The organism is Terrihabitans soli (assembly GCF_014191545.1).
Taxonomy (GTDB): Bacteria; Pseudomonadota; Alphaproteobacteria; order Rhizobiales; family Methylopilaceae; genus Flaviflagellibacter; species Flaviflagellibacter soli.
On the sequence record NZ_AP023361.1, the window covers coordinates 1,513,653 to 1,532,569 of the forward strand.

An 18,917-nucleotide genomic window follows, 5' to 3' on the forward strand; every position below is an offset into this window, starting at 1 on the left:
GATGGGACAATCAACAGCACTCCACAGACCTTTCTGTGGCGCGGCGGTCTGTCGCTTGATTTCACTCCGCGGCGAGGCGCAGCCCCGCGCGTTCGCGTTGCATCAGACGGATTTCCCGCTCGCCGATATAGCGCCGGGTTACCGGTAGCGTATCGACCTGCTTGGATATCTGTATCTGGTAGACGACGTCGTCGCCGCAGCGGAAGCTTGCCTCGCAACTGCCGAGATAGAACTCCCACATCCGGACAAATCTGGCGTCGTAGAGCGCCTCGGCCTTTGCCTTGTTGAAAAGGAAGCGCTCCCGCCAGGCCCGGAGCGTGTCGGCATAGTGCAGCCGCAGGACCTCGATATCGGTGACCAGGAGCCCGGCTTTGGTGATTGAGGGGATGATTTCCGACAGATTCGGGATGTAGCCGCCCGGGAAAATATACTTGGCGATCCAGGGATTGGTCGCGCCGGGCGCCGAGGTGCGGCCGATCGTATGCAGCAGCATCACACCGTTCTCATCCAGAAGCCGCGCGCAATGTTTGAAGTAGGTGTCGTAATAGGGAACCCCGACATGCTCGAACATGCCGACCGAGACGATCCGGTCGAACGTGCCTTGCGTCTCACGGTAGTCCTCGATTCTAAACTCTACTTTGTTTTGCAGCCAGCGATCGATCGCCCGCTGACGGGCGATTTTATATTGCTCCTGGGAGAGTGTGATGCCGGTGACGTCGGCGCCCGCAACATCGGCGAGGTAAAGCCCGAGCCCGCCCCAGCCGCAGCCGATATCGAGCACGCTATGGCCGGGCTCGACGGCCAGCTTTGCCGCGATGTGGCGCTTCTTGGCGATCTGCGCTTCTTCAAGGCTGCGATGCGGATGTTCGAAATAGGCGCAGGAATATTGCCGGTCGCTGTCGAGGAAGAGATCGTACAGACCGGCGTCGAGATCGTAGTGATGAGCGACATTGGCTGTTGCGCGCGCCCCGCGGTTCATCTGCGCAAAGCGCCTCAGCGCCCCGCGGATGCGATAGAGAATCCTTGAAAACAAGGGGTAAGGACGATTGTGGAGATTGGTGAGGACAGTCTCGAGAAAGTCGTAGATCGAACCTTCTTCAACGATAAGCCGCCCGTCCATATAAAGCTCGCCGAGCTTTAGATCGGGATCGAAAAGCAGCGCCCATTCGGCTCCGCGGCCCGTGATGCGCAAACGGACATGAGGTCCGATGCCGTCGCCGAAGCGGTCGACCCCGCCTTTGGTGACAAACTGTACATCGCCATGCGGCAGCACATGCCGGAGCATGGTTTTGAGAAAAATATTCATGACCAGCTCCCTGGTCCGGAACCGACTTCTCCCCTCGGTTCCGCAGTCACGCCCGACCGTTAGGTTATGCTCCTTCCTCCGAAAATCAACGCCCCCTCCGCAACGCAAAACACCCGGGGCAAGCCCCCGGACCCCGGGTGTTCCCGAGGTTCCGCATATGGAAAGGGCTCAAGTCGGCAACAGCCGCTTGAGCCCCGTCTCACAACTCTGTGTAGGTATGGCTTACTCGGCGGCGGGCGCGTCTTTCTTGGCGCGCTTCTTCTTCGGCTTTTCGTCCGCGCCGTCCTCAGCCGGGGCGGCTTCCGCGTTTCCGCGGTCCTCACGCTCGCCGCGTCCACCGCGATCGTCGTCTTCCTTGAAGGTTTCAAAGGCGGCATCTTCGGCACGGACCGTCAGATCCTCGCCCTTGGCCTGGCGCTCGGCTTCGGCGGCGCTGCGCGCAACGTTCGCCGAGACCTTCACTTCGATTTCGGGGTGCAGCGAGACCGGGATCTCATGCAGGCCGATGGTCTTGATCGGCGTGTTGAGAACGATCTGCTGGCGCGAGACGGTGAAGCCCGCCTGCGTCAGCGCCTCGGCGAGGTCGCGGCCGGAGACCGAACCGTAGAGCTGGCCGGTTTCGCCGGCCTGGCGGATGATGACCACCGTCTGGCCGCCGAGCTTGTCGCCGAGCTTCTGCGCTTCGTTCTTCGATTCGATGTTGCGCGCTTCGAGCTGCGAACGCAGGCCCTCGAACTTGGCGCGGTTTTCCTGGGTGGCGCGCAGCGCCTTGCCGTTCGGCAGGAGGAAGTTGCGGGCATAGCCGTCGCGGACGCGGACTTCCTCGCCCAGCTGGCCGAGCTTTGCGATGCGCTCGAGAAGAATGACTTGCATGTTTTAGTCTCCGTTCAGTTCGTCAGATTTAAAGAGAGGGTTTGGGCGGAAGGCTTGCCGCCGCCATGCGGGCGCGCAGGCCGAACAGGAATTCGAATACGCCGAGCGCGGCGAGCGCCCCGGCCCAGGGAAGTATGCACAGAAGGGCATAGGAGATGCCGAGCAGCAGCGAGCGTCCCGGGCGGCCGCGGGTCGCGACGTGCAGGAACGCAAGGCCGAGCGTTGCGAACAAAACCGTAAACGCGGCGCAGACAATGCCGGCGGCAAAGCCGAAAAGGCCGGGCGCGAAAGAGCCGGCAATGCCGCCGATCAGCGCCATCAGTGTCAGCGCCGGAAGATTGAACGCCGCAAGCTCGGGCCAGGGACGCACGAGACGGCCCGAGGCGCGCACGACACGGCCGGCGACCCACATATTGAGCATCGCAACGACCGTCCAGAACGCCGCGATCATCGGCGGCAGCATTATGACGAGGAATTCGACGATGTTTTTGATGTCGGCTTCGTTCGGCTGCGCGGCATCTTTCGGCACTGACTCCGTGTGCAGCTTCATGATGTCGGTGAACGCTGCGCGCAGCGTTGCGCGATAGGCTTCGACCCCGCCGCTCTGCACGAGCACCGCACCGACCACCAGCACAATGCCGATCACCGCGGCCCAGGCGAGAAGACGTCCGATAGGATACCAGACCATGCCTTGCTCCGGCCGGTCGGGATCTGCCGGCTGGCCGAGCAGAGCGAGATAGCCGAGCCACCAGGCGGGCAGGGCGACGGACAGCGCATAGCCGAGGGCGCCGTCGAAATCGAGCAGGAGATAGACAAAGACAGAGCCGGCGATCGAACCGATAAGACCGGCATGATGGCGCCAGCCGAGAGCGGCGATCAGGATCGGCAGCTGCGCAAAGATCGCGAGAAAGACCGAAAACAGCGAACCGGCGCCGACGGCAAAGGTCAGCGCGGCAGAAGCTGCGCCAGAGGCAAGGCCGACAAGGAGAGTGGTCGCGTTCATGGTCTCGGCTGTCCCGCTCGTCAGAAGCGGTTAGAGGCAGGTCGTAATGCCATACCCCAACGGATGAAAATTACCGGGCGCCGCGAACGGCGCCCGGCGATTCTGTGTAATTACTTGATCACGTAAGGCAGCAGGCCGAGGAAGCGCGAGCGCTTGATCGCCTTGGCGAGCTCGCGCTGCTTCTTCTGCGAAACAGCCGTGATGCGGGACGGGACGATCTTGCCGCGCTCGGAAATGTAGCGCTGCAGGAGCTTGACGTCCTTGTAGTCGATCTTCGGCGCATTGGCGCCCTGGAAAGGGCAGCTCTTGCGGCGACGGAAGAAGGGGCGGCGGCCGCCCTGCGAAGCACCCATGCTCATACTTCTTCCTCCTCAACGGCTTCGACTTCGCTGCGCGGACCGCGGTCATCGCCGAAGTCGCGGCGCGGACGGTCCGAACGGTCGCGTTCGTCGCGGTCGCGGCGCTGCATCACGACCGACGGTTCGGTCTCGTGCTCGTCGACGCGGATGGTGAGGACGCGCAGAATGTCTTCGTTGATCTTCTGCAGACGCTCCAGCTCGGCAACGGCGGCCGGCGGGGCGCTGATGTTCATCAGCGTGTAGTGGGCCTTGCGGTTCTTGGCGATCCGGAAAGCCAAAGATTTGACGCCCCAATATTCGGTCTTGCCGACCTCACCGCCGTTCGAGGCGATAACGCCTTTGAACTGCTCGGTGAGCTCTTCGACCTGCTGGGCCGTCACGTCCTGGCGAGCCAGGAAGACGTGCTCGTAAAGCGGCATTTTGAAAACAGCCTTTGTTCGTGTCATGCGATGCGCCGCCGGCGCTGAGCCCTTCAAGCCCTGGAAAAGGCTCGAACCACTCTCGAAGGCGGAGACACGGGACGACGGAACCGCGAAGGCTCCTGCTGGAAAACCAGCCGTCCGTTCAGCCCCCGGCCGAGGCATCGCGAAGGCGCGGTTTATCCCTCGGAATTGTGGCGAGCGCAAGGGGTCATTCGACCAAGGAGTGAGCCCGTTTTTGCAGGGCTGGACGGCCTTTAGGCGCCTGACAGGGCCCTTTTGGCCTCCCTAGATCAGGGGTCCGGACGACCTGCCTCATCTTACGAAGGCCGCCCTCAACAAGGTGGAAACACCCGGAGCTGCAACGGTTTAACACCGTTTTGCCCCGTCCGAATGGAGAGTATTATGACTTCTTTTTCCCGCGCCCTGATCCTTGCCGGCCTGGTTTCCGTTGCCGGCGTCTCGGGCGCCCTGGCCGATGGCTCGAACCGTAACGCCGCCCGCATCAATGAAGGCGCCCAGGCCTCGCAGCAGGCCCCGGTTCTTCAGGAAGGCCGTTCGGCCGCCGTGGAGGGTTACCTCCAGAAGCAGGAAAACCGTAATTTCCTGACCGATCGCCGCTCGAGCGACGACAACAACTAACGCCTCCTATGCCGAAGGCCTGCTCCCCCACGGGCAGGCCCTCGGCATCTCTGATCGGCCCGCTTTGTCATAAGCGGGCCGATTGCCGTTCCAGCACATCGTGTCAGCCGGCTCCGCATCCATCCGGCGATGCCGTGCGTAGTTCTTCTGACGGATCACCCCGAATGGAGGACGATATGAAACTCATCGCAGCCTTGCTTCTCGTCACGCCCGCAATGCTCACAGCCGCTTATGCCGGCAGCGACGACACCCAAGCCCGGGCGGAGCGCCAGCGCAGCATTTATGAAGTTGTGAGAGGCGACTACCACAACACCGAGCGCATGCATGAAGGCCGCGGCATGACGATGGATGCGCCGCATCATCAGAAATATCAGCCGAAAAACACCAAGGGCTATTGAGCGAAAATGTGCTCCTCCCGCCGCAAGGCCGGGGGGAGCCTCCTGCGGCATCTGCGTAACGCTTCAAGTTTTAGATGTGCCGCCGGGCGTTCTTCTTAATCGGGTGCTCTGCCGCTTCATCACAAAATCGCCACAGCCCGCTTCGCTAAAACTGACACGAAGCTTTTCCGAAACTGGCGAAAAGCCATCATCGCCGTTTCTTCTCCCATTACCCGCATTCCCTGTTTGGGCAAGCAAAGCTTCGCAAACTGCGCAAACCTTCGCGCGCCGGATGTCCGGCAAAGGGCGCCTCTCTCTCCCCCAGCGCCCGAACGGAGGAAGAAGATGAAACTCATCACAGCTTTCCTTGTCGTTACACCCCTCATGCTTTCCGTGGCCCATGCCGAAGGCGATGGCGACGGCGGCCGCCGCGGTGAACTGCAGCGTAGTATTTACGAAGTCGCCGCCGGCGAATATCCGTCGTCGCAGATGTTCGAGGGCCGCGCTGCAACGCGAAGCGAGCCAACCGAGCGCCTCGGCCCCGGCGGACCGAACGATCCCGAATATTTCAGCGAAGAGACGCGCAACTCCCCGTACTAACGGCCGAGTTCGCGAGACTGCGGCAGGGCCGCCCCGAAAGGGGCGGCCTTTTCCGTTGTGCTTGACTTCCCCCCTCCAGTCCGTGTCTTTCCGCCCCAATTCAAGACATCGGTGAGGATGAGGGTATGGGAACGGCATTCGTCTTTCCGGGACAGGGCAGCCAGCAGGTCGGCATGGGCAAGGCCCTGGCCGATCAGTTTCCGGCGGCAAAAGCCGTGTTCGACGAAGTGGATGCGGCGCTCGGCGAAAAGCTGTCCGCGATCCTGTGGAACGGCCCCGAAGACCAGCTCACTTTGACCGCCAACACCCAGCCGGCGCTGCTGGCGGTCTCGATCGCGGCTTTGCGCGTCCTCGAACAGGAGCGGGGCGTGCGCCTTGCCGATCTGCAATTTGTTGCCGGCCATTCGCTGGGTGAATATTCGGCGCTCTGCGCTTCCGGCGCCCTGTCCTTGGCGGATGCCGCGCGGCTGCTGCGTGTGCGCGGCAATGCCATGCAGGCGGCGGTTCCCGTCGGCAAAGGCGGCATGACGGCCCTTATCGGCACCGATATCGATCAGGCGCGCGAGATCGCCAAGGAAGCGGCGCAGGGCGAGGTGCTGGAAGTCGCCAATGATAATGGCGGCGGCCAGGTCGTCGTCTCCGGCGACAAGACTGCGGCCGACCGCGTCATCGAGATCGCCAAGGCAAAGGGCGTGAAACGCGCTCTGCCGCTGCCGGTCTCTGCGCCCTTCCACTCGCCTTTGATGGCGCCCGCCGCCGAAATCATGCGTGAGGCTCTGGCGCTTGTGACCGTCAATACGCCGGCCGTTCCGGTCGTCGCCAATATGACGGCGCGCCCCGTCACCGATCCCGATACGATCCGCAAACTCCTTGTCGAGCAGGTGACGGGAACGGTGCGCTGGCGCGAGAGCGTCGCCTTTATGGCCGGCGCCGGCGTTACGCGTTTTGTCGAGGTCGGCTCGGGCAAGGTTCTCGCCGGGCTTGTGAAGCGGATCGCCGACGGCGCCGAAGCGCAATCGGTCGGCACGCCCGACGACATCTCGGCGTTCACGGTCTGAAGGAGAGAAAGATGTTCGACCTTACCGGCAAACGCGCGCTTGTGACCGGCGCCTCCGGCGGCATCGGCGGCGATATCGCCCGTGCGCTGCACAAGCAGGGCGCAAGCGTGGCTCTCTCGGGCACCCGCAAAGAGGCGCTCGACCAGCTGGCGGGCGAACTGAAAGAGCGCACCCACACGCTGATCTGCAATCTGTCGGATACGGCGCAGGTCGATGCATTGACCGGCCAGGCGGAAGCCGCCCTCGGCGGGCTCGACATCCTCGTCCACAATGCCGGGATCACCCGCGACAATCTCTTCATGCGCATGAAGAACGAGGAATGGGACGAGGTGCTTGCGGTCAATCTTACCGCCGGCTTCCGCCTCTACCGGTCGGCTTTGCGCGGAATGATGAAGCAGCGCTCGGGCCGCCTCATCGGCATCACCTCGGTCGTCGGCGTCACCGGCAATCCGGGGCAGGGCAATTATGCCGCCTCCAAAGCCGGCCTGATCGGCATGTCGAAGGCGCTGGCCCAGGAGATCGCCAGCCGCAACGTTACCGTGAACACGGTGGCTCCGGGCTTCATTGAGACCCCGATGACGCACGCCCTGGATGAGAAGCAGAAAGAGACGATCATCACCCGTGTGCCGGCCGGACGGCTGGGCACCGGGGCCGACGTCGCAGGGGCCGTCGTCTATCTTGCCAGTGCAGAAGCCGGCTATGTGACCGGCCAGACTATCCATGTGAATGGCGGGATGGCTATGATCTAGCCCTGTTCCAGCCCTTGGCACGCCCTATTTGGGGGCTTGTGGCCAAGGCTAAATAAGTGTGTTAATCGACCCCGCGACCCGAGGGGAGAAGGCGGCCGGATAGCCCGGAAGCTCTTGAACGGGGACCAGAATCAAAGGCCCAATCAGGCATGGCTATTTCAGGCTAGGCTTTGTGGCGGCTGGAATTTTCAACATTTGTATCGAGGAACCGAGCGATGAGCGACATTGCCGAACGGGTTAAGAAGATCGTGATCGAGCATCTGGGCGTGGATGCGGACAAGGTCACGGAAAAGGCCAGCTTCATCGACGATCTGGGCGCTGACAGCCTCGACACGGTTGAGCTCGTGATGGCTTTCGAGGAAGAATTCGGCGTCGAGATCCCGGACGATGCGGCCGAGACGATCCTTACGGTGGGCGACGCCACGAAGTTCCTCGAGAAGAACGCCGCCTGAGCGGCACTCTCGACGAAGTTATCGACTTGATGGAGCGCCCCCCTTTTGGGGGCGTTTTCCGCTGAGGAGCAGGAATGAGACGCGTCGTCGTTACCGGTATCGGAATGGTTTCGCCGCTTGCGACCGGCGCCGAACTCACCTGGAAGCGCCTGCTCGAAGGCAAAAGCGGCGCGGCCAAGATCGAGCATTTCAAGACCGACGATCTGCCGGCGAAGATCGCCTGCATGGTCAAGCGCGGCGACGGCACGGACGGCACGTTCAATGCCGATCAGTGGATGGATCCGAAGGATCAGCGCCGCGTCGACAATTTCATCGTCTTCGGTGTTGCAGCTGCCGATCAGGCTATCGCCGATAGCGGCCTGTCTTTCGAAAAATACGAAGATCAGATCGCGGCCGGCACTTTGATCGGCTCGGGCATTGGCGGGTTGAAGCAGCTCGATGAAGGCTCGCAGCTCATCATCGAAAAAGGCCCGCGCAAAATGGGCCCGTTCTTCATTCCGGGCCTGCTCATCAATCTTGCCTCCGGCTATGTGTCGATCAAGCACAAGCTGAAGGGTCCGAATTCGTCCGTTGTGACGGCCTGTTCGACCGGCTCGCACGCTATCGGCGATGCCGCGCGGCTTGTGGCGCTCGGCGATGCCGATGTCATGGTCGCGGGCGGAACCGAGGCCTCGATCACGCGCCTTGGCTTTGCGGGTTTCTGCGCCTGCCGCGCGCTGTCCACGGGCTTCAACGAGACGCCTGAAAACGCTTCGCGTCCCTACGACAAGGACCGCGACGGCTTCGTCATGGGCGAGGGCTCGGGCGTCGTCGTGCTCGAAGAGCTCGAACACGCCAAAAAGCGCGGCGCAAAAATCTACGGCGAAGTCATCGGCTACGGCATGTCGGGCGATGCCTATCATGTCACTGCGCCGTCCGAGGACGGCGACGGCGCGTTCCGCTGCATGCAGGCCGCGATGAAGCGCGCCGGCATCCAGCCGTCGGAAATCGATTACATCAACGCTCACGGCACTTCGACGCCGCTCGGCGACGAACTCGAACTCAAGGCCGTCGAGCGCCTTGTCGGCAATGCCGCGGCCAAGATCTCGATGTCGTCGACGAAATCGGCGGTCGGGCATCTGCTTGGCGCGGCCGGCGCGGTCGAGGCGATCTTCTCGCTGTTGGCGATCCGTGACAATGTCGCGCCGCCGACGCTCAATCTCGATAATCCTTCGGTCGATACGCCCATAGATCTCGTGCCCAAGGTCAAACGCGAGCGCGAAATCAATGTCGTCCTGTCGAATTCGTTCGGCTTCGGCGGCACCAATGCGAGCTTGATATTCCGCCGCTACAATTAGCGGTCCTTATGGGCTTTTGCCGCAATCGCTGACGATAGTTCCGCCGGAACAGGGGATTCGCAAAAACCGATGACGCCAGATAACGATCCGCCCGGAAGTGACGACCCGTTTTTCAGACCGGGGCAGGGTGCACCGTTCGGCCGCGAGCCCTACCGCAATCCGTTCAAGCAGCATCCGACGCTGCCGCGTGATTCCGAGCGCCCGCCTTCCGACCGTTTGACGGAAGTCGATGCCGAGCCGGTACGCGAGGTCAATATCGTCGATCAATACCGCACGAGCGCCACGGCAAATCCGGTCGAGCCGGAATGGGTTAGGCCCGTCTCGCCGTCCGAGCCGGTGCTGAGCGAGCCCGAAATCCGTCCCGCGCCGCCGCGCTCAGGCGGCGGCTTCTTCAACCGCGGTCCTTCGGCGGCGTCTCCGCCGGAACCTCCGCCGCCGCCGCCCGGCAGCAAGAAGCGGCCGGTGAAGCGCTCCGAGCGCTCGCGCGGCACCTTCATCACCGGCGCCAATTGGGCGATCACGCTTCTCATCGTCGTGCTCTTTACGGCCGCCGCTGCCGTGCATTACGGCCAGAAGGAGTTCGATGCGCCGGGTCCGCTGCAGGCGGAAACCGATCTTGCCGTTCCGCGCGGCTCGGGACCGCGTGATATCGCCGAACGCCTTCAGCAGGCGGGCGCCATCGGTGCCGGCAAGATGAGCTATTGGTTCTTCGTCGCCGGCACGCGCATGACCGGCAGCCACAGCAAGCTGCAGGCCGGTGAATACCGCATTCCCGCCGCCGCCTCGATGCGCCAGATCGTCGAGATGATCTCCGGCGGCAATGTCATCGAGCACACGGTGACGGTGCCGGAAGGTCTGACCTCAAAGCAGATCGTCACGCGTCTGATGGGCGAGAGCCTTCTGACGGGTACGGTGCGTGAAGTGCCGCCCGAGGGCACGCTTCTGCCGGAAACCTACAAGGTTCAGCGCGGCACCGAACGCCAGGCGCTGCTCGACCGTATGGCCAAGGATCAGACGAAACTCCTCAACGAGATCTGGGCGAAGCGTAATCAGAGCGTTCCCGTCAAATCGCCGATCGAACTCGTGACGCTCGCCTCGATCGTCGAGAAGGAAACCGGCATCGCTTCGGAGCGGCCGCGCGTTGCCTCGGTCTTCGTCAACCGCCTCAACAAGAAGATGCGGCTGCAATCGGACCCGACGATCATTTACGGCCTGGTCCAGGGCGCCGGCACGCTCGGCCGTCCGATCCTGCGCAGCGAGATCACCAAGCCCACGCCCTATAACACCTATGTCATTCCGGCCCTGCCGCCGGGGCCGATCGCCAATCCCGGCCGCGCCAGCCTGGAAGCCGCCGCCAATCCGATGAAGACGAACGATGTCTACTTCGTCGCCGACGGATCGGGTGGCCACGCGTTCGCCTCCACCCTTGCCGAGCACAACGCCAATGTTACGCGCTGGCGGGCGCTCGATAAGGCCGACAATGACCGGGCGCCGGCCGATGCGGCAAATGCAACCGAACCCGGGGCGGCCGCGCCGCCCACAGCCCCGCCGGCCAACTGACGCCGCCCATTGAGGGAACACCGCGCGACCGGTATGTTCGCGCGGCTTTCCTTCCTTAACTTTCAGCAGGCGTTTCACCCATGGGTCTTGCGAGTATGACCGGCTTTGCCCGCGCCGACGGCGCGATGGCCGGGCTGCGCTGGACGTGGGAGGTCAAGACCGTCAACGGGCGCGGGCTCGATGTGCGGGTGCGCGTGCCGCCGGGGTTCGATGCGCTTGAGGCTTCGGCACGCGCGGCGATTTCCGCCCGTCTCGTCCGCGGCACCTGCAATGCCAATCTGACCGTCTCGCGCGAAGGCGGCCAGCCGCTGGTGAAGATCAATGAGCCGGTGCTCGACTCGCTCGTTGCGGCGCTCGATGTCCTGAAGAAGCGCGTCGATGCCACGCCGCCTTCACTCGACGGGCTTCTGGCGGTCAAGGGTGTGGTCGAGATATCGGAGCCTGAACCCGACGAGGCGGCGCGCGCGGCCGAGCAGGAAGCCATGCTGAAGACGCTCAGCAAGGCGCTCGACCAGCTGGAAGCCGTGCGCCGCGCCGAGGGCGATGCGCTGGAGCGCGTTCTGAACGAGCGGCTGGAGACCATCGAGAAGTTGACCAAACAGGTCGAGGCGCATCCGGCGCGCACGCCGGAAGCCATCAAGGAACGGCTGAAGGAACAGGTGGCGGCGCTGATCGGCGCGGCGCCCATGCTCGATGCCGACCGTCTGCATCAGGAAGCCGTTCTTCTTGCCACCAAAGCCGATGTCCGCGAAGAGCTCGACCGGCTGTACGCGCATGTCGCCGCCGCTCGTACGCTTTTGAAAGAGGGCAAGGCTGTCGGCCGCCGCCTCGATTTCCTGGCCCAGGAGTTCGGCCGCGAGTCGAACACGCTGGTGTCGAAATCCAACCATGTGAACCTGACGGCCGCCGGCCTTGAGCTGAAGACGGTCGTCGAACAATTCCGCGAGCAGGTACAGAACGTCGAATGAGCGCTTCCAGTAAAATCGTCGACCGCGGCTTCATGCTTGTTGTTTCCTCGCCCTCCGGCGCAGGCAAGACGACGCTGACGCGCAATCTTCTGCAGGAAGAAAAGGACGACGTGGTGATGTCCGTGTCGGTGACGACGCGGCAGAAGCGCCCGAGCGAGATCGAAGGCGTGCACTACAATTTCATCACGCAGAAGCGGTTCGACCAGATGCGCGACAATGGCGATCTTCTGGAGCATGCCAAGGTGCACGATCACTATTACGGCACGCCGCGCGAGCCCGTGGATGCGGCGCTCGCCGCCGGCAAGGACGTTCTGTTCGATATCGATTGGCAAGGCACGCGGCAGCTGAAGGAAAGCGTGCTTGCGCCCGATGTCGTCACCGTGTTCGTCCTGCCGCCGTCCGCCGCCGAACTGAAAGCACGCCTCGAGCGCCGGGCGGAAGATCCGGCGGATGTCATCGCGCGCCGTCTGCGCAATGCCGCCGAGGAAATCCCGCACTGGAACGAATATGATTACGTGCTGGTGAACAGCGATCTCGACAAGAGCTTCATGCGGTTGAGATCGATACTTCAGACGGAGCGGCTGAAGCGCGTGCAGAATGTGCAGACGCTTGTCGATCAGCTTGTTGCGGATCTTGCGAAGCTGACCGGCTGATCAGCCGCGTTCGGCCGCGAGCGCCCGCGCCAAAGCCGCAAATCCCTTCACATCGATTTCCTCGGCGCGGCGCGTCGGCTCGATGCCGGCACTGTCCAGCGCCGCGACAGGATCGCGGAACACGCTCTTCAGGCTTTGCCGCAGCATTTTGCGGCGCTGGCCGAACGCCGCCTGCGTTACGGCTTCGAGGTGGCGGCCTTCGCAGGGCTCATACTCTGTACGTGGCACAAGATGCACGACCGATGAGGTGACTTTCGGTGGCGGCACGAACGCCGTCGGTGCGACATCGAACAATATCTTCGGCTGCGTCCGCCAGCCGGCGAGAACGCCGAGCCGTCCGTAAGCGTCCGAGCCCGGCGCCGCGACAATGCGCTCGGCGACCTCGCGCTGGAACATCAAGGTCAGCGATTGCCAGAAGGGCGGCCAGGAATCGGGTGTCAGCCAGCCGACGAGAAGGGCGGTCGCGATATTGTAGGGAAGGTTCGCAACGATGCGGACTGGCGCGCCCGACAGATGCAGCGAAAGATCGGCTTCCAGCGCATCGGCTTCCAGGACTTCGAGACGCCCCGGATAACGTGCCGCGACCTCAGTGAGCGCTGCGATGGCGCGGCTGTCCTTTTCCACGGCGATGACGCGCTGCGCGCCGAGCGCCAGCAGCGCTCGCGTCAGCCCGCCGGGGCCGGGGCCGATCTCGATGACATCGACACCCTCGAGCTCGCCGGACGCGCGGGCAATGCGCGCCGTGAGATTAAGGTCGAGAAGGAAGTTCTGGCCAAGGCTTTTGCGCGCCGAAAGCTCGTGGCGGCGAATGACCTCGCGCAGCGGCGGCAGATCGTCGATCGCGCTCATGCGGCGGACAGGCGTTCGGCGAGCTTGATGGCCGCGATCAGACTCGAGGCATCGGCTTCGCCTTTGCCGGCGATATCGAAGGCTGTGCCGTGATCGGGCGATGTGCGGACAAAGGGCAGGCCGAGCGTGACGTTCACCGCGCGGTCGAAGGCGATGGTCTTGATCGGGATCAGCGCCTGATCGTGATACATCGCCAGCGCGGCATCATAGGTTTTGCGTGCCGCGGGATGAAACAGCGTGTCGGCCGGATAGGGGCCGGAGGCCATGATGCCTTCGGCTCGGAGATCGGCAATGGCGGGCGCGATGATCTTCGCATCTTCGGTGCCGAGCGCACCGTCTTCGCCGGCATGCGGGTTGAGGCCGGCGAGCGCAAGGCGCGGATGCGGGATGCCGAAGCGCGTCTTGAGATCGTGCGCGGTGATGCGCGCCGTCTCGACGATGAGATCGCGCGTCAGCCGCGCCGGAACCTCATGCAACGGAATATGGACCGTGACGGGAACGACGGCGAGTTCCGGTGCCCACAGCATCATCACCGGTCGGAATTTTTCTCCGGCATGTTCCTGGGCGAGCGCACCGAGAAATTCGGTGTGGCCGGGATGCGGGAATCCGGCGCGCATCAGCGGCGCCTTGGAGATCGGATTGGTGACGAGCGCCGAAGCGCGGCCCGTCTGCACAAGTGAAACGCCGCGCCGTATGGATTCAATCACCGCTGGAGCGTCGGCCGCGTTCGGCGTGCCGGGTTCGGCGACAACCGCCATATCGAGCGGTGCGACCGGCAGCGCCAGCGGGAACATCTCCGCCGCGCGTTCGGGCTCGGTGACCACGATGGGCACCGCATAATCGAGGTTCTTCGCAAGATGGGCGAGGTGGTCGGGATCGGCCAGCACGAAGAAGGGCGGCAGATCAAACGCGGTGCGGCGCATCCAGGCGAGAAGCGCAAGCTCCGGGCCGATGCCTGCGGGCTCGCCCATAGTGAGTGCTAGCGGGTTCATATGCGTCCTGCCGACGGCATGCCGCCATGCGGCGCCACTACGGCGTCGCCGGCGCGTCGTCCTGGAAGCGGCTGACGTCGAACGAAGTCTGGTACTGGCCGAGCGTGCGCAACGACACGCTGACCATGACTTTGTGCACCGGATCCTCGTTGCCGTCCTTGTTGAAGTCGACGGAGTAGTAGCCGCCGAAGGTGAAGCACTCGTCCATATAGCCGCCCCCGACCGTGACCTGATCGAAACGGTCGAATTGAAGGTTATAGCCGGCGGCGCCGACGACGTAATAATTGTCGGTGAGCGAAACGCGTGCCGAACCGACGACGCCTTCGGCGCGCTCGAAGCCGAGTTGCGGCTGCTCGTCGTAATTGCCGTAGATGATCGACGCCGAGACGGGGCCTTGCTTGAAGCTCGTTTCGATCTCAAGCGCGTTCAGATTGTTCGCGTCCTCGTCGAAACGCGTGCGCGTCGACATCGACCAGTTGGGATGGAACTTCAGATAGGCGCTGGCGACGTAATCCGAGCGGTCCGTCTCCAGACCGGAATTGATGCCGGTGCCTGCGAGATCGGCTTCGGCAAACGAGTTCTTGCCGAAAAGATGATAGGACTGGCCGAACATCAGCTGAGTGAAGCCGCCATTGGCGAAGTTGAGCGTGTACTGCAGACCGACATTGGCGCGGCTGCCGCCTTCGATGCGGTCATAGCCGGAGAACTTGTCCCAGGCGAACAGCGTCGAGGTGTCGAAGAACAGGCTCTGCGCATCCTCGTTCGGGATATTGCCGATTTCCTGCTCGTCCGGGCGGATGATGATCTGGGCGATCGGCTCGAGAATGTGGGTGCCGATGCTGGATTCGGCGACAAACGGATAGCGGTATTCGAGACCCGCCCCGACCATGCCGCGCGCGAGATATTCGTCATCGGTGCTCATCAGCCCGGCGAGGTTCGGGTTCTCTTCGGCGTTGGTGTAGATCACATCGCCACGTGCATAGGCGAAGGGTGTCCAGACCTGGCCGACGGGATCGATGAACTGGCGCCGCCAGCTGGTGTCGGCTGAGAAGCGCGAATAGACGCCGCCGACGCCCGGCACGAGACAGTCGCTCGAGAAGGTGTCGCAGCTCAGATTGACGCCTTCAATGACATCGGGGTTCGAATTGCCCGGCGTGGCCGGTTCGAAATCGGTATCGCGGCGCCAGGTGTTCGTCATGTTGAGATTGAACGCGACCTCGCCGCCCAGAACCGGTTTGTCGTGAACGTAATTGTAGTCGAACACGCCGGCGACCGGGAGCTCGTCCTGATCGTCGTCCGCCGACAGGCCGTAATAGTGATAGGCGCGCGCCTCGAAGTAATTACGCTCGCCGATGCCGGTGAGGTGCACGGTCGAGATCGCTTCCGACCAGTTCTTGCCCCACATGTCGTAATCGTCGAGGAAATATTTGTCGGACAGAAGGTGCGCGTTCCAGCCCCAGGTCCAGTTGTTGTTGATGCGGAAGTCGCCGCGCGTCGTGATCGCGCCGCGGAAATCCTCCTGCTGGTCCGATGTCGGGAAGAGATCGGGGCTCGATTGATGCAGGCCGGCGGCGCGGATCGAGTACGCGCCGTTCATCACGCGATGGCGGAATTCGACATCGCCCATAATGCCCTGATCGGTCAGGAAGGCCGGTGCGAGCGTCACGTCCATATTGGGCTTCACCGCCCAGAAATACGGAGCCTTCACGCCGAACCCATATTCGGTCGAAGCCATATAGCTCGGCATCAGGAAGCCGGACTTGCGCTTCACCGTCGAGTCGGCGTGCGAGAAGAACGGCAGCCAGGCGATCGGCTTGCCGAAGAACTCAAGCCGCGCATCCTCGTAGTGCACCATTTTGGTGCCCTGGTCGTGGATGATGCGCGCCGCCTTGACCTGCCAGAGCGGCGGCTTGTTGGGGTTTTCGCGGCAGGGTTCGCACGCCGTGTAGACGCCTTTTTCGAACACGACGACATTGCCGCCGGTGCGCGTGGCCTTCGCCGCTGCAAAGCGCGTCTTGTCGGCGCCTTCGACTAGGAGCGACTGCACGAAGCCGTCACGGAAGTCGTCGGTCAGCACCATGTGCTCGGACTGATAGACATTGCCGTCGTCATTGAGGCGGACATTGCCGTAGGCGAAGACCTGCCCAGTGTTCTGGTCGTAGACGACGCGATCGGCTTCAAGGGTCGATTGGCCGTAATAGAGCTTCACGCGGCCGACGGCTGAGGCCGTGTTGCGGACGTCGTCGTAGACGACCTCATCGGCCGTCACGAACATCTTCTTCTCACCGGTGGGACCGGGTGAAAGCAGGCCGTTGGGAGCCGGAGAAATCTGGGCGTAAGCTGTTGAAGTGGCGCCTGAAAGAAGGACGAGCGAAAGGGTTGCCGCGCAAGCTCCCGCTTGGCCAGCCCTCAACGCTTGGGCAAGAAGGCGAACGACCTTCACCCATCCTCCTGGTACAATAGTACCGTCACACTCAACAAAACGCCGACGATAGGGGGAGACCAGGCCGCAATCAGCGGTGTGATGAAACCTGCGGCCCCCAAATCCCCGGCCATTTCACTGCCAACATAAAGCACGAAGCCCGCTATCACGCCACCGAGAATCGCCCTCGGAACCCCCCCGAGACGGGTGAAGCCGAGCGACACTGCGGCGGCGATTAGCACCATGCTCACATAGAGCAGCGGACGGGCAATAAGTGTTTGATATTGAAGCTGGAACTTGTCCGTCCGGATGCCCGATTGCTGCCATTGCGCGATGACGGCGGGCAATTGCCAGAACGAGATGGTTTCGGGCGCGGCGATGGTCTCGGCGACCTGCTCGCTCGTGAGGTTCGTGTTTAGCCTATAAATATCGAGGGATTCCGGTGGCGAGCCGTACCGCGTGACCCTGGCGCCACGCATCTCCCAAAATCCTTCCCGGAACTCGGCATGGGTGGCGTCCACGCGCTCCTTGAGGCTCCCGTTCCGGTCGAAAATGAAGGCGGTTACGCCCGTCAGCGTGTGTCCGCGGTTCGCCGATTCGCTCGCCCTTATGATCGACGAGTCGTCGAAGCCCTGCTGGCGGATCCATTTCGGCCCGCCGCTGTCCTTCCAGTCCGAGTAAAGCTCGGCTCGCCGGTTGCCGGCATTCTCCTTCAGCCAGGTCGAGGCGGGATTGTAGATGGCGGTCACCGCCATCCCGAGCAGGGCCGCTGTGAGGAGGGCGGGCGCCAGCATCTGCCAGATCGACACGCCGGTCGCGCGGGCGACGACGAGCTCGAGCTTGCGTGACAGCGTGACGAAGGCCGCAATCGAGGCGAACAGAACCGTGAAGGGAAAAATCTCCTCGGTCATCAGCGGCGTGCGCTGCAGACTCAGAAGCACGATGTCGAAAACCGAAACTTTTGAGCCGACCCCCGCTTCCTGCAGAAGATCAATGAAATCGACGAGGAACAGCAGCGTGAAGATCACCGCATAGGTGAACAGGATCGAGGTGATCAGCCGGCGCGCGATATAGCGCGACAGGATGGGCGGCATGGTCGCATCGCCGATCATGCTTGCCTCGGCCGCCGCGGCATGTTGCGGATCATGAAGCTAGGTCTGCCAAGCGCATAGGCAAGGCAGATGAAACTGACGGCGACGGGAAGTCCGTACAAGGGCAAGATCGCCCAATCCTGGTTCTTCATCAAATTGACCATGCCGAGCCCCGCGACCTGCAGCGCAAAGATCGCGATGATCGCCAGGACGATCGATGCGAAGCGGCTCTGCCGCGTCGTGTGAGGCCGCCCAAGCGCCGCAAAAGCGATGCACATGAAGGCCAGCGGATAGAGCGGATTGACGAGCCGCTCATGCAGCTCCGCGCGCAGTCTTTTGCGCGCACGCTCATCCGCGGGCTTCGGATTCCATAGTTCCGACAGATAAAGCTCGCGCGGCCTGTAACTGATGGTGATGTCGCGTTCGGTCAGCGGCGACAGATCGAAAGCGTAGCGGTCGAAGACGATCAATGATGCTTCGGTGTCGCGCTTTCGCTTGCGCTGCAGCGCGCCTTTTTCCAGCACAAGGAACGTGCCGCCGTCATTGCGCAGGATCTGTCCGCGTTCGGCGGTATAGACGAGGTTCTCCGCAGCGTTGCGGCTGTCGTCGATCAGAATGCCCGTCAGTGCCGCACCCTGATCGCGGCGGCGGATATGGATGGTCAGATCCTTGTCGAGCTCGGTGAACTCGCCTTCGCGCAGAATGTTGACGACGACATCGGTGCGGATCTTGGTGAGAAGCTCGCGCGCGACGCGCAGCGTTTCTGGAATGGCCGAGAGGCTCAGCGCGCCGACGACAAGGCTGACCACGATGGTCAGCAGAAGAAACGGCCGCAGCAATTGCCACGGATTGAACCCTGCCGCGCTGATGGCGGCGAGCTCTGAGTCGTTGTTTAGCCGGTTGAGCGTGAAGACGACCGCCCCGAACAGAGCAAGCGGTGCGACCAAGAGGGCAAAGCTCGGCACGCCCAGAAGCGTGACCATGAGGAAGGTCCAGAAGGACTGGCCGGAGGATGTGATAATGTCGAATTTACGCAGGGTCTGCGATAGCCACACGACCGCCGTGACCGCACATAGGCTGGCCACGAACGCCGTTGCGGCGGATCGCAGGATGTAGCGTTCGAGTGCGCCCATGATGTCCCGCCGCAGTTCTAACGCAACGGCTTTGCGTAAATTGTGGCGTTTGTCTTAAGAAATCAGCAACAAGG

Annotated in this window: 20 protein-coding genes; 10 read left to right on the top strand and 10 right to left on the bottom strand. The window is 62.8% G+C overall.

The genetic code is table 11. The features are described from left to right. Positions 1-61: 61 nt before the first annotated feature. The 5 genes from IZ6_RS07900 to rpsF all read right to left on the bottom strand — a co-directional run bounded on the left by IZ6_RS07900 (position 62) and on the right by rpsF (position 3,960). Positions 62-1,306, bottom strand: coding sequence for an SAM-dependent methyltransferase (locus IZ6_RS07900; RefSeq protein ID WP_222877437.1), 1,245 nt, complete (start codon positions 1,304-1,306; stop codon positions 62-64). A 222-nt stretch (positions 1,307-1,528) separates the two neighbouring features. Continuing rightward, positions 1,529-2,179: a 50S ribosomal protein L9 gene (rplI, locus tag IZ6_RS07905; protein ID WP_222877438.1), complete on the bottom strand. Its 651-nt coding sequence runs from the start codon at positions 2,177-2,179 to the stop codon at positions 1,529-1,531. 28 nt (positions 2,180-2,207) lie between these two features. Beyond that, the gene (locus IZ6_RS07910; protein ID WP_222877439.1) at positions 2,208-3,182 is read right to left on the bottom strand and encodes a DUF2232 domain-containing protein; all 975 of its coding nucleotides are present in this window, start codon (positions 3,180-3,182) and stop codon (positions 2,208-2,210) included. A gap of 110 nt (positions 3,183-3,292) precedes the next feature. Continuing rightward, positions 3,293-3,541, bottom strand: a complete 249-nt coding sequence (gene rpsR, locus IZ6_RS07915) for a 30S ribosomal protein S18 (protein ID WP_222877440.1) — start codon at positions 3,539-3,541, stop codon at positions 3,293-3,295. Next, entirely contained in the window at positions 3,538-3,960 is a 423-nt protein-coding gene (gene rpsF / locus IZ6_RS07920) for a 30S ribosomal protein S6 (protein WP_222877579.1), read from the bottom strand. Before rpsF ends, rpsR begins: the two co-directional genes overlap by 4 nt. A gap of 405 nt (positions 3,961-4,365) precedes the next feature. Between rpsF and IZ6_RS07925 the strand changes: the two genes are divergently transcribed. From IZ6_RS07925 to gmk, 10 genes are all read left to right on the top strand, one after another. Further along, entirely contained in the window at positions 4,366-4,602 is a 237-nt protein-coding gene (locus tag IZ6_RS07925) for a hypothetical protein (protein WP_222877441.1), read from the top strand. A gap of 176 nt (positions 4,603-4,778) precedes the next feature. Next, positions 4,779-5,000, top strand: a complete 222-nt coding sequence (locus IZ6_RS07930; RefSeq protein ID WP_222877442.1) for a hypothetical protein — start codon at positions 4,779-4,781, stop codon at positions 4,998-5,000. Between the two features lie 324 nt (positions 5,001-5,324). Further along, positions 5,325-5,579 (top strand): hypothetical protein, encoded by a 255-nt coding sequence (locus IZ6_RS07935; protein WP_222877443.1) that lies wholly within the window; start codon positions 5,325-5,327, stop codon positions 5,577-5,579. A 125-nt stretch (positions 5,580-5,704) separates the two neighbouring features. Further along, entirely contained in the window at positions 5,705-6,637 is a 933-nt protein-coding gene (gene fabD, locus IZ6_RS07940) for an ACP S-malonyltransferase (protein ID WP_222877444.1), read from the top strand. Between the two features lie 11 nt (positions 6,638-6,648). Beyond that, positions 6,649-7,386 carry a 3-oxoacyl-[acyl-carrier-protein] reductase gene (gene fabG / locus IZ6_RS07945; protein ID WP_222877445.1) on the top strand — a complete coding sequence of 246 codons (738 nt, stop codon included), beginning with the start codon at positions 6,649-6,651 and terminating at the stop codon, positions 7,384-7,386. Positions 7,387-7,601: 215 nt separating this feature from the next. After that, entirely contained in the window at positions 7,602-7,838 is a 237-nt protein-coding gene (locus IZ6_RS07950; protein ID WP_222877446.1) for an acyl carrier protein, read from the top strand. Positions 7,839-7,912: 74 nt separating this feature from the next. Then, complete coding sequence (fabF, locus tag IZ6_RS07955; protein ID WP_222877447.1) at positions 7,913-9,175, top strand: beta-ketoacyl-ACP synthase II; 1,263 nt, start codon at positions 7,913-7,915, stop codon at positions 9,173-9,175. A 69-nt stretch (positions 9,176-9,244) separates the two neighbouring features. Beyond that, positions 9,245-10,735 (top strand): endolytic transglycosylase MltG, encoded by a 1,491-nt coding sequence (gene mltG / locus IZ6_RS07960; protein ID WP_222877448.1) that lies wholly within the window; start codon positions 9,245-9,247, stop codon positions 10,733-10,735. Between the two features lie 80 nt (positions 10,736-10,815). Further along, complete coding sequence (locus IZ6_RS07965) at positions 10,816-11,703, top strand: YicC/YloC family endoribonuclease (RefSeq protein ID WP_222877449.1); 888 nt, start codon at positions 10,816-10,818, stop codon at positions 11,701-11,703. Further along, entirely contained in the window at positions 11,700-12,356 is a 657-nt protein-coding gene (gene gmk / locus IZ6_RS07970; protein WP_222877450.1) for a guanylate kinase, read from the top strand. The genes IZ6_RS07965 and gmk overlap by 4 nt, the downstream gene beginning before the upstream one ends. Here gmk and rsmA read toward each other — a convergent pair whose 3' ends face one another. The 5 genes from rsmA to lptF all read right to left on the bottom strand — a co-directional run bounded on the left by rsmA (position 12,357) and on the right by lptF (position 18,843). Beyond that, entirely contained in the window at positions 12,357-13,205 is an 849-nt protein-coding gene (gene rsmA / locus IZ6_RS07975; protein ID WP_222877451.1) for a 16S rRNA (adenine(1518)-N(6)/adenine(1519)-N(6))-dimethyltransferase RsmA, read from the bottom strand. It lies immediately after the preceding gene. Beyond that, positions 13,202-14,197, bottom strand: a complete 996-nt coding sequence (gene pdxA, locus IZ6_RS07980; RefSeq protein ID WP_222877452.1) for a 4-hydroxythreonine-4-phosphate dehydrogenase PdxA — start codon at positions 14,195-14,197, stop codon at positions 13,202-13,204. The genes rsmA and pdxA overlap by 4 nt, the downstream gene beginning before the upstream one ends. Positions 14,198-14,234: 37 nt before the next feature. Beyond that, on the bottom strand, positions 14,235-16,472 hold the full coding sequence (locus IZ6_RS07985; protein ID WP_222877453.1) for an LPS-assembly protein LptD: 2,238 nt from the start codon (positions 16,470-16,472) through the stop codon (positions 14,235-14,237). Positions 16,473-16,636: 164 nt separating this feature from the next. Then, positions 16,637-17,731 (bottom strand): LPS export ABC transporter permease LptG, encoded by a 1,095-nt coding sequence (lptG, locus tag IZ6_RS07990; RefSeq protein ID WP_222877454.1) that lies wholly within the window; start codon positions 17,729-17,731, stop codon positions 16,637-16,639. Then, positions 17,728-18,843 carry an LPS export ABC transporter permease LptF gene (gene lptF / locus IZ6_RS07995; protein ID WP_222877455.1) on the bottom strand — a complete coding sequence of 372 codons (1,116 nt, stop codon included), beginning with the start codon at positions 18,841-18,843 and terminating at the stop codon, positions 17,728-17,730. Before lptF ends, lptG begins: the two co-directional genes overlap by 4 nt. Positions 18,844-18,917: the final 74 nt, after the last annotated feature.

Coding starts and splice junctions, on each gene's coding strand:
- IZ6_RS07930 (WP_222877442.1), top strand. CDS start 4,779: ATGAAACTCATCGCAGCCTTGCTTCTCGTCACGCCCGCAATGCTCACA.
- rsmA (WP_222877451.1), bottom strand. CDS start 13,205: ATGAGCGCGATCGACGATCTGCCGCCGCTGCGCGAGGTCATTCGCCGC.
- rpsR (WP_222877440.1), bottom strand. CDS start 3,541: ATGAGCATGGGTGCTTCGCAGGGCGGCCGCCGCCCCTTCTTCCGTCGC.
- IZ6_RS07950 (WP_222877446.1), top strand. CDS start 7,602: ATGAGCGACATTGCCGAACGGGTTAAGAAGATCGTGATCGAGCATCTG.
- lptG (WP_222877454.1), bottom strand. CDS start 17,731: ATGATCGGCGATGCGACCATGCCGCCCATCCTGTCGCGCTATATCGCG.
- rplI (WP_222877438.1), bottom strand. CDS start 2,179: ATGCAAGTCATTCTTCTCGAGCGCATCGCAAAGCTCGGCCAGCTGGGC.
- fabG (WP_222877445.1), top strand. CDS start 6,649: ATGTTCGACCTTACCGGCAAACGCGCGCTTGTGACCGGCGCCTCCGGC.
- IZ6_RS07965 (WP_222877449.1), top strand. CDS start 10,816: ATGGGTCTTGCGAGTATGACCGGCTTTGCCCGCGCCGACGGCGCGATG.
- IZ6_RS07910 (WP_222877439.1), bottom strand. CDS start 3,182: ATGAACGCGACCACTCTCCTTGTCGGCCTTGCCTCTGGCGCAGCTTCT.
- IZ6_RS07925 (WP_222877441.1), top strand. CDS start 4,366: ATGACTTCTTTTTCCCGCGCCCTGATCCTTGCCGGCCTGGTTTCCGTT.
- mltG (WP_222877448.1), top strand. CDS start 9,245: ATGACGCCAGATAACGATCCGCCCGGAAGTGACGACCCGTTTTTCAGA.
- fabF (WP_222877447.1), top strand. CDS start 7,913: ATGAGACGCGTCGTCGTTACCGGTATCGGAATGGTTTCGCCGCTTGCG.
- IZ6_RS07935 (WP_222877443.1), top strand. CDS start 5,325: ATGAAACTCATCACAGCTTTCCTTGTCGTTACACCCCTCATGCTTTCC.
- IZ6_RS07985 (WP_222877453.1), bottom strand. CDS start 16,472: ATGTTCGTGACGGCCGATGAGGTCGTCTACGACGACGTCCGCAACACG.
- pdxA (WP_222877452.1), bottom strand. CDS start 14,197: ATGAACCCGCTAGCACTCACTATGGGCGAGCCCGCAGGCATCGGCCCG.
- gmk (WP_222877450.1), top strand. CDS start 11,700: ATGAGCGCTTCCAGTAAAATCGTCGACCGCGGCTTCATGCTTGTTGTT.
- fabD (WP_222877444.1), top strand. CDS start 5,705: ATGGGAACGGCATTCGTCTTTCCGGGACAGGGCAGCCAGCAGGTCGGC.
- lptF (WP_222877455.1), bottom strand. CDS start 18,843: ATGGGCGCACTCGAACGCTACATCCTGCGATCCGCCGCAACGGCGTTC.
- IZ6_RS07900 (WP_222877437.1), bottom strand. CDS start 1,306: ATGAATATTTTTCTCAAAACCATGCTCCGGCATGTGCTGCCGCATGGC.
- rpsF (WP_222877579.1), bottom strand. CDS start 3,960: ATGCCGCTTTACGAGCACGTCTTCCTGGCTCGCCAGGACGTGACGGCC.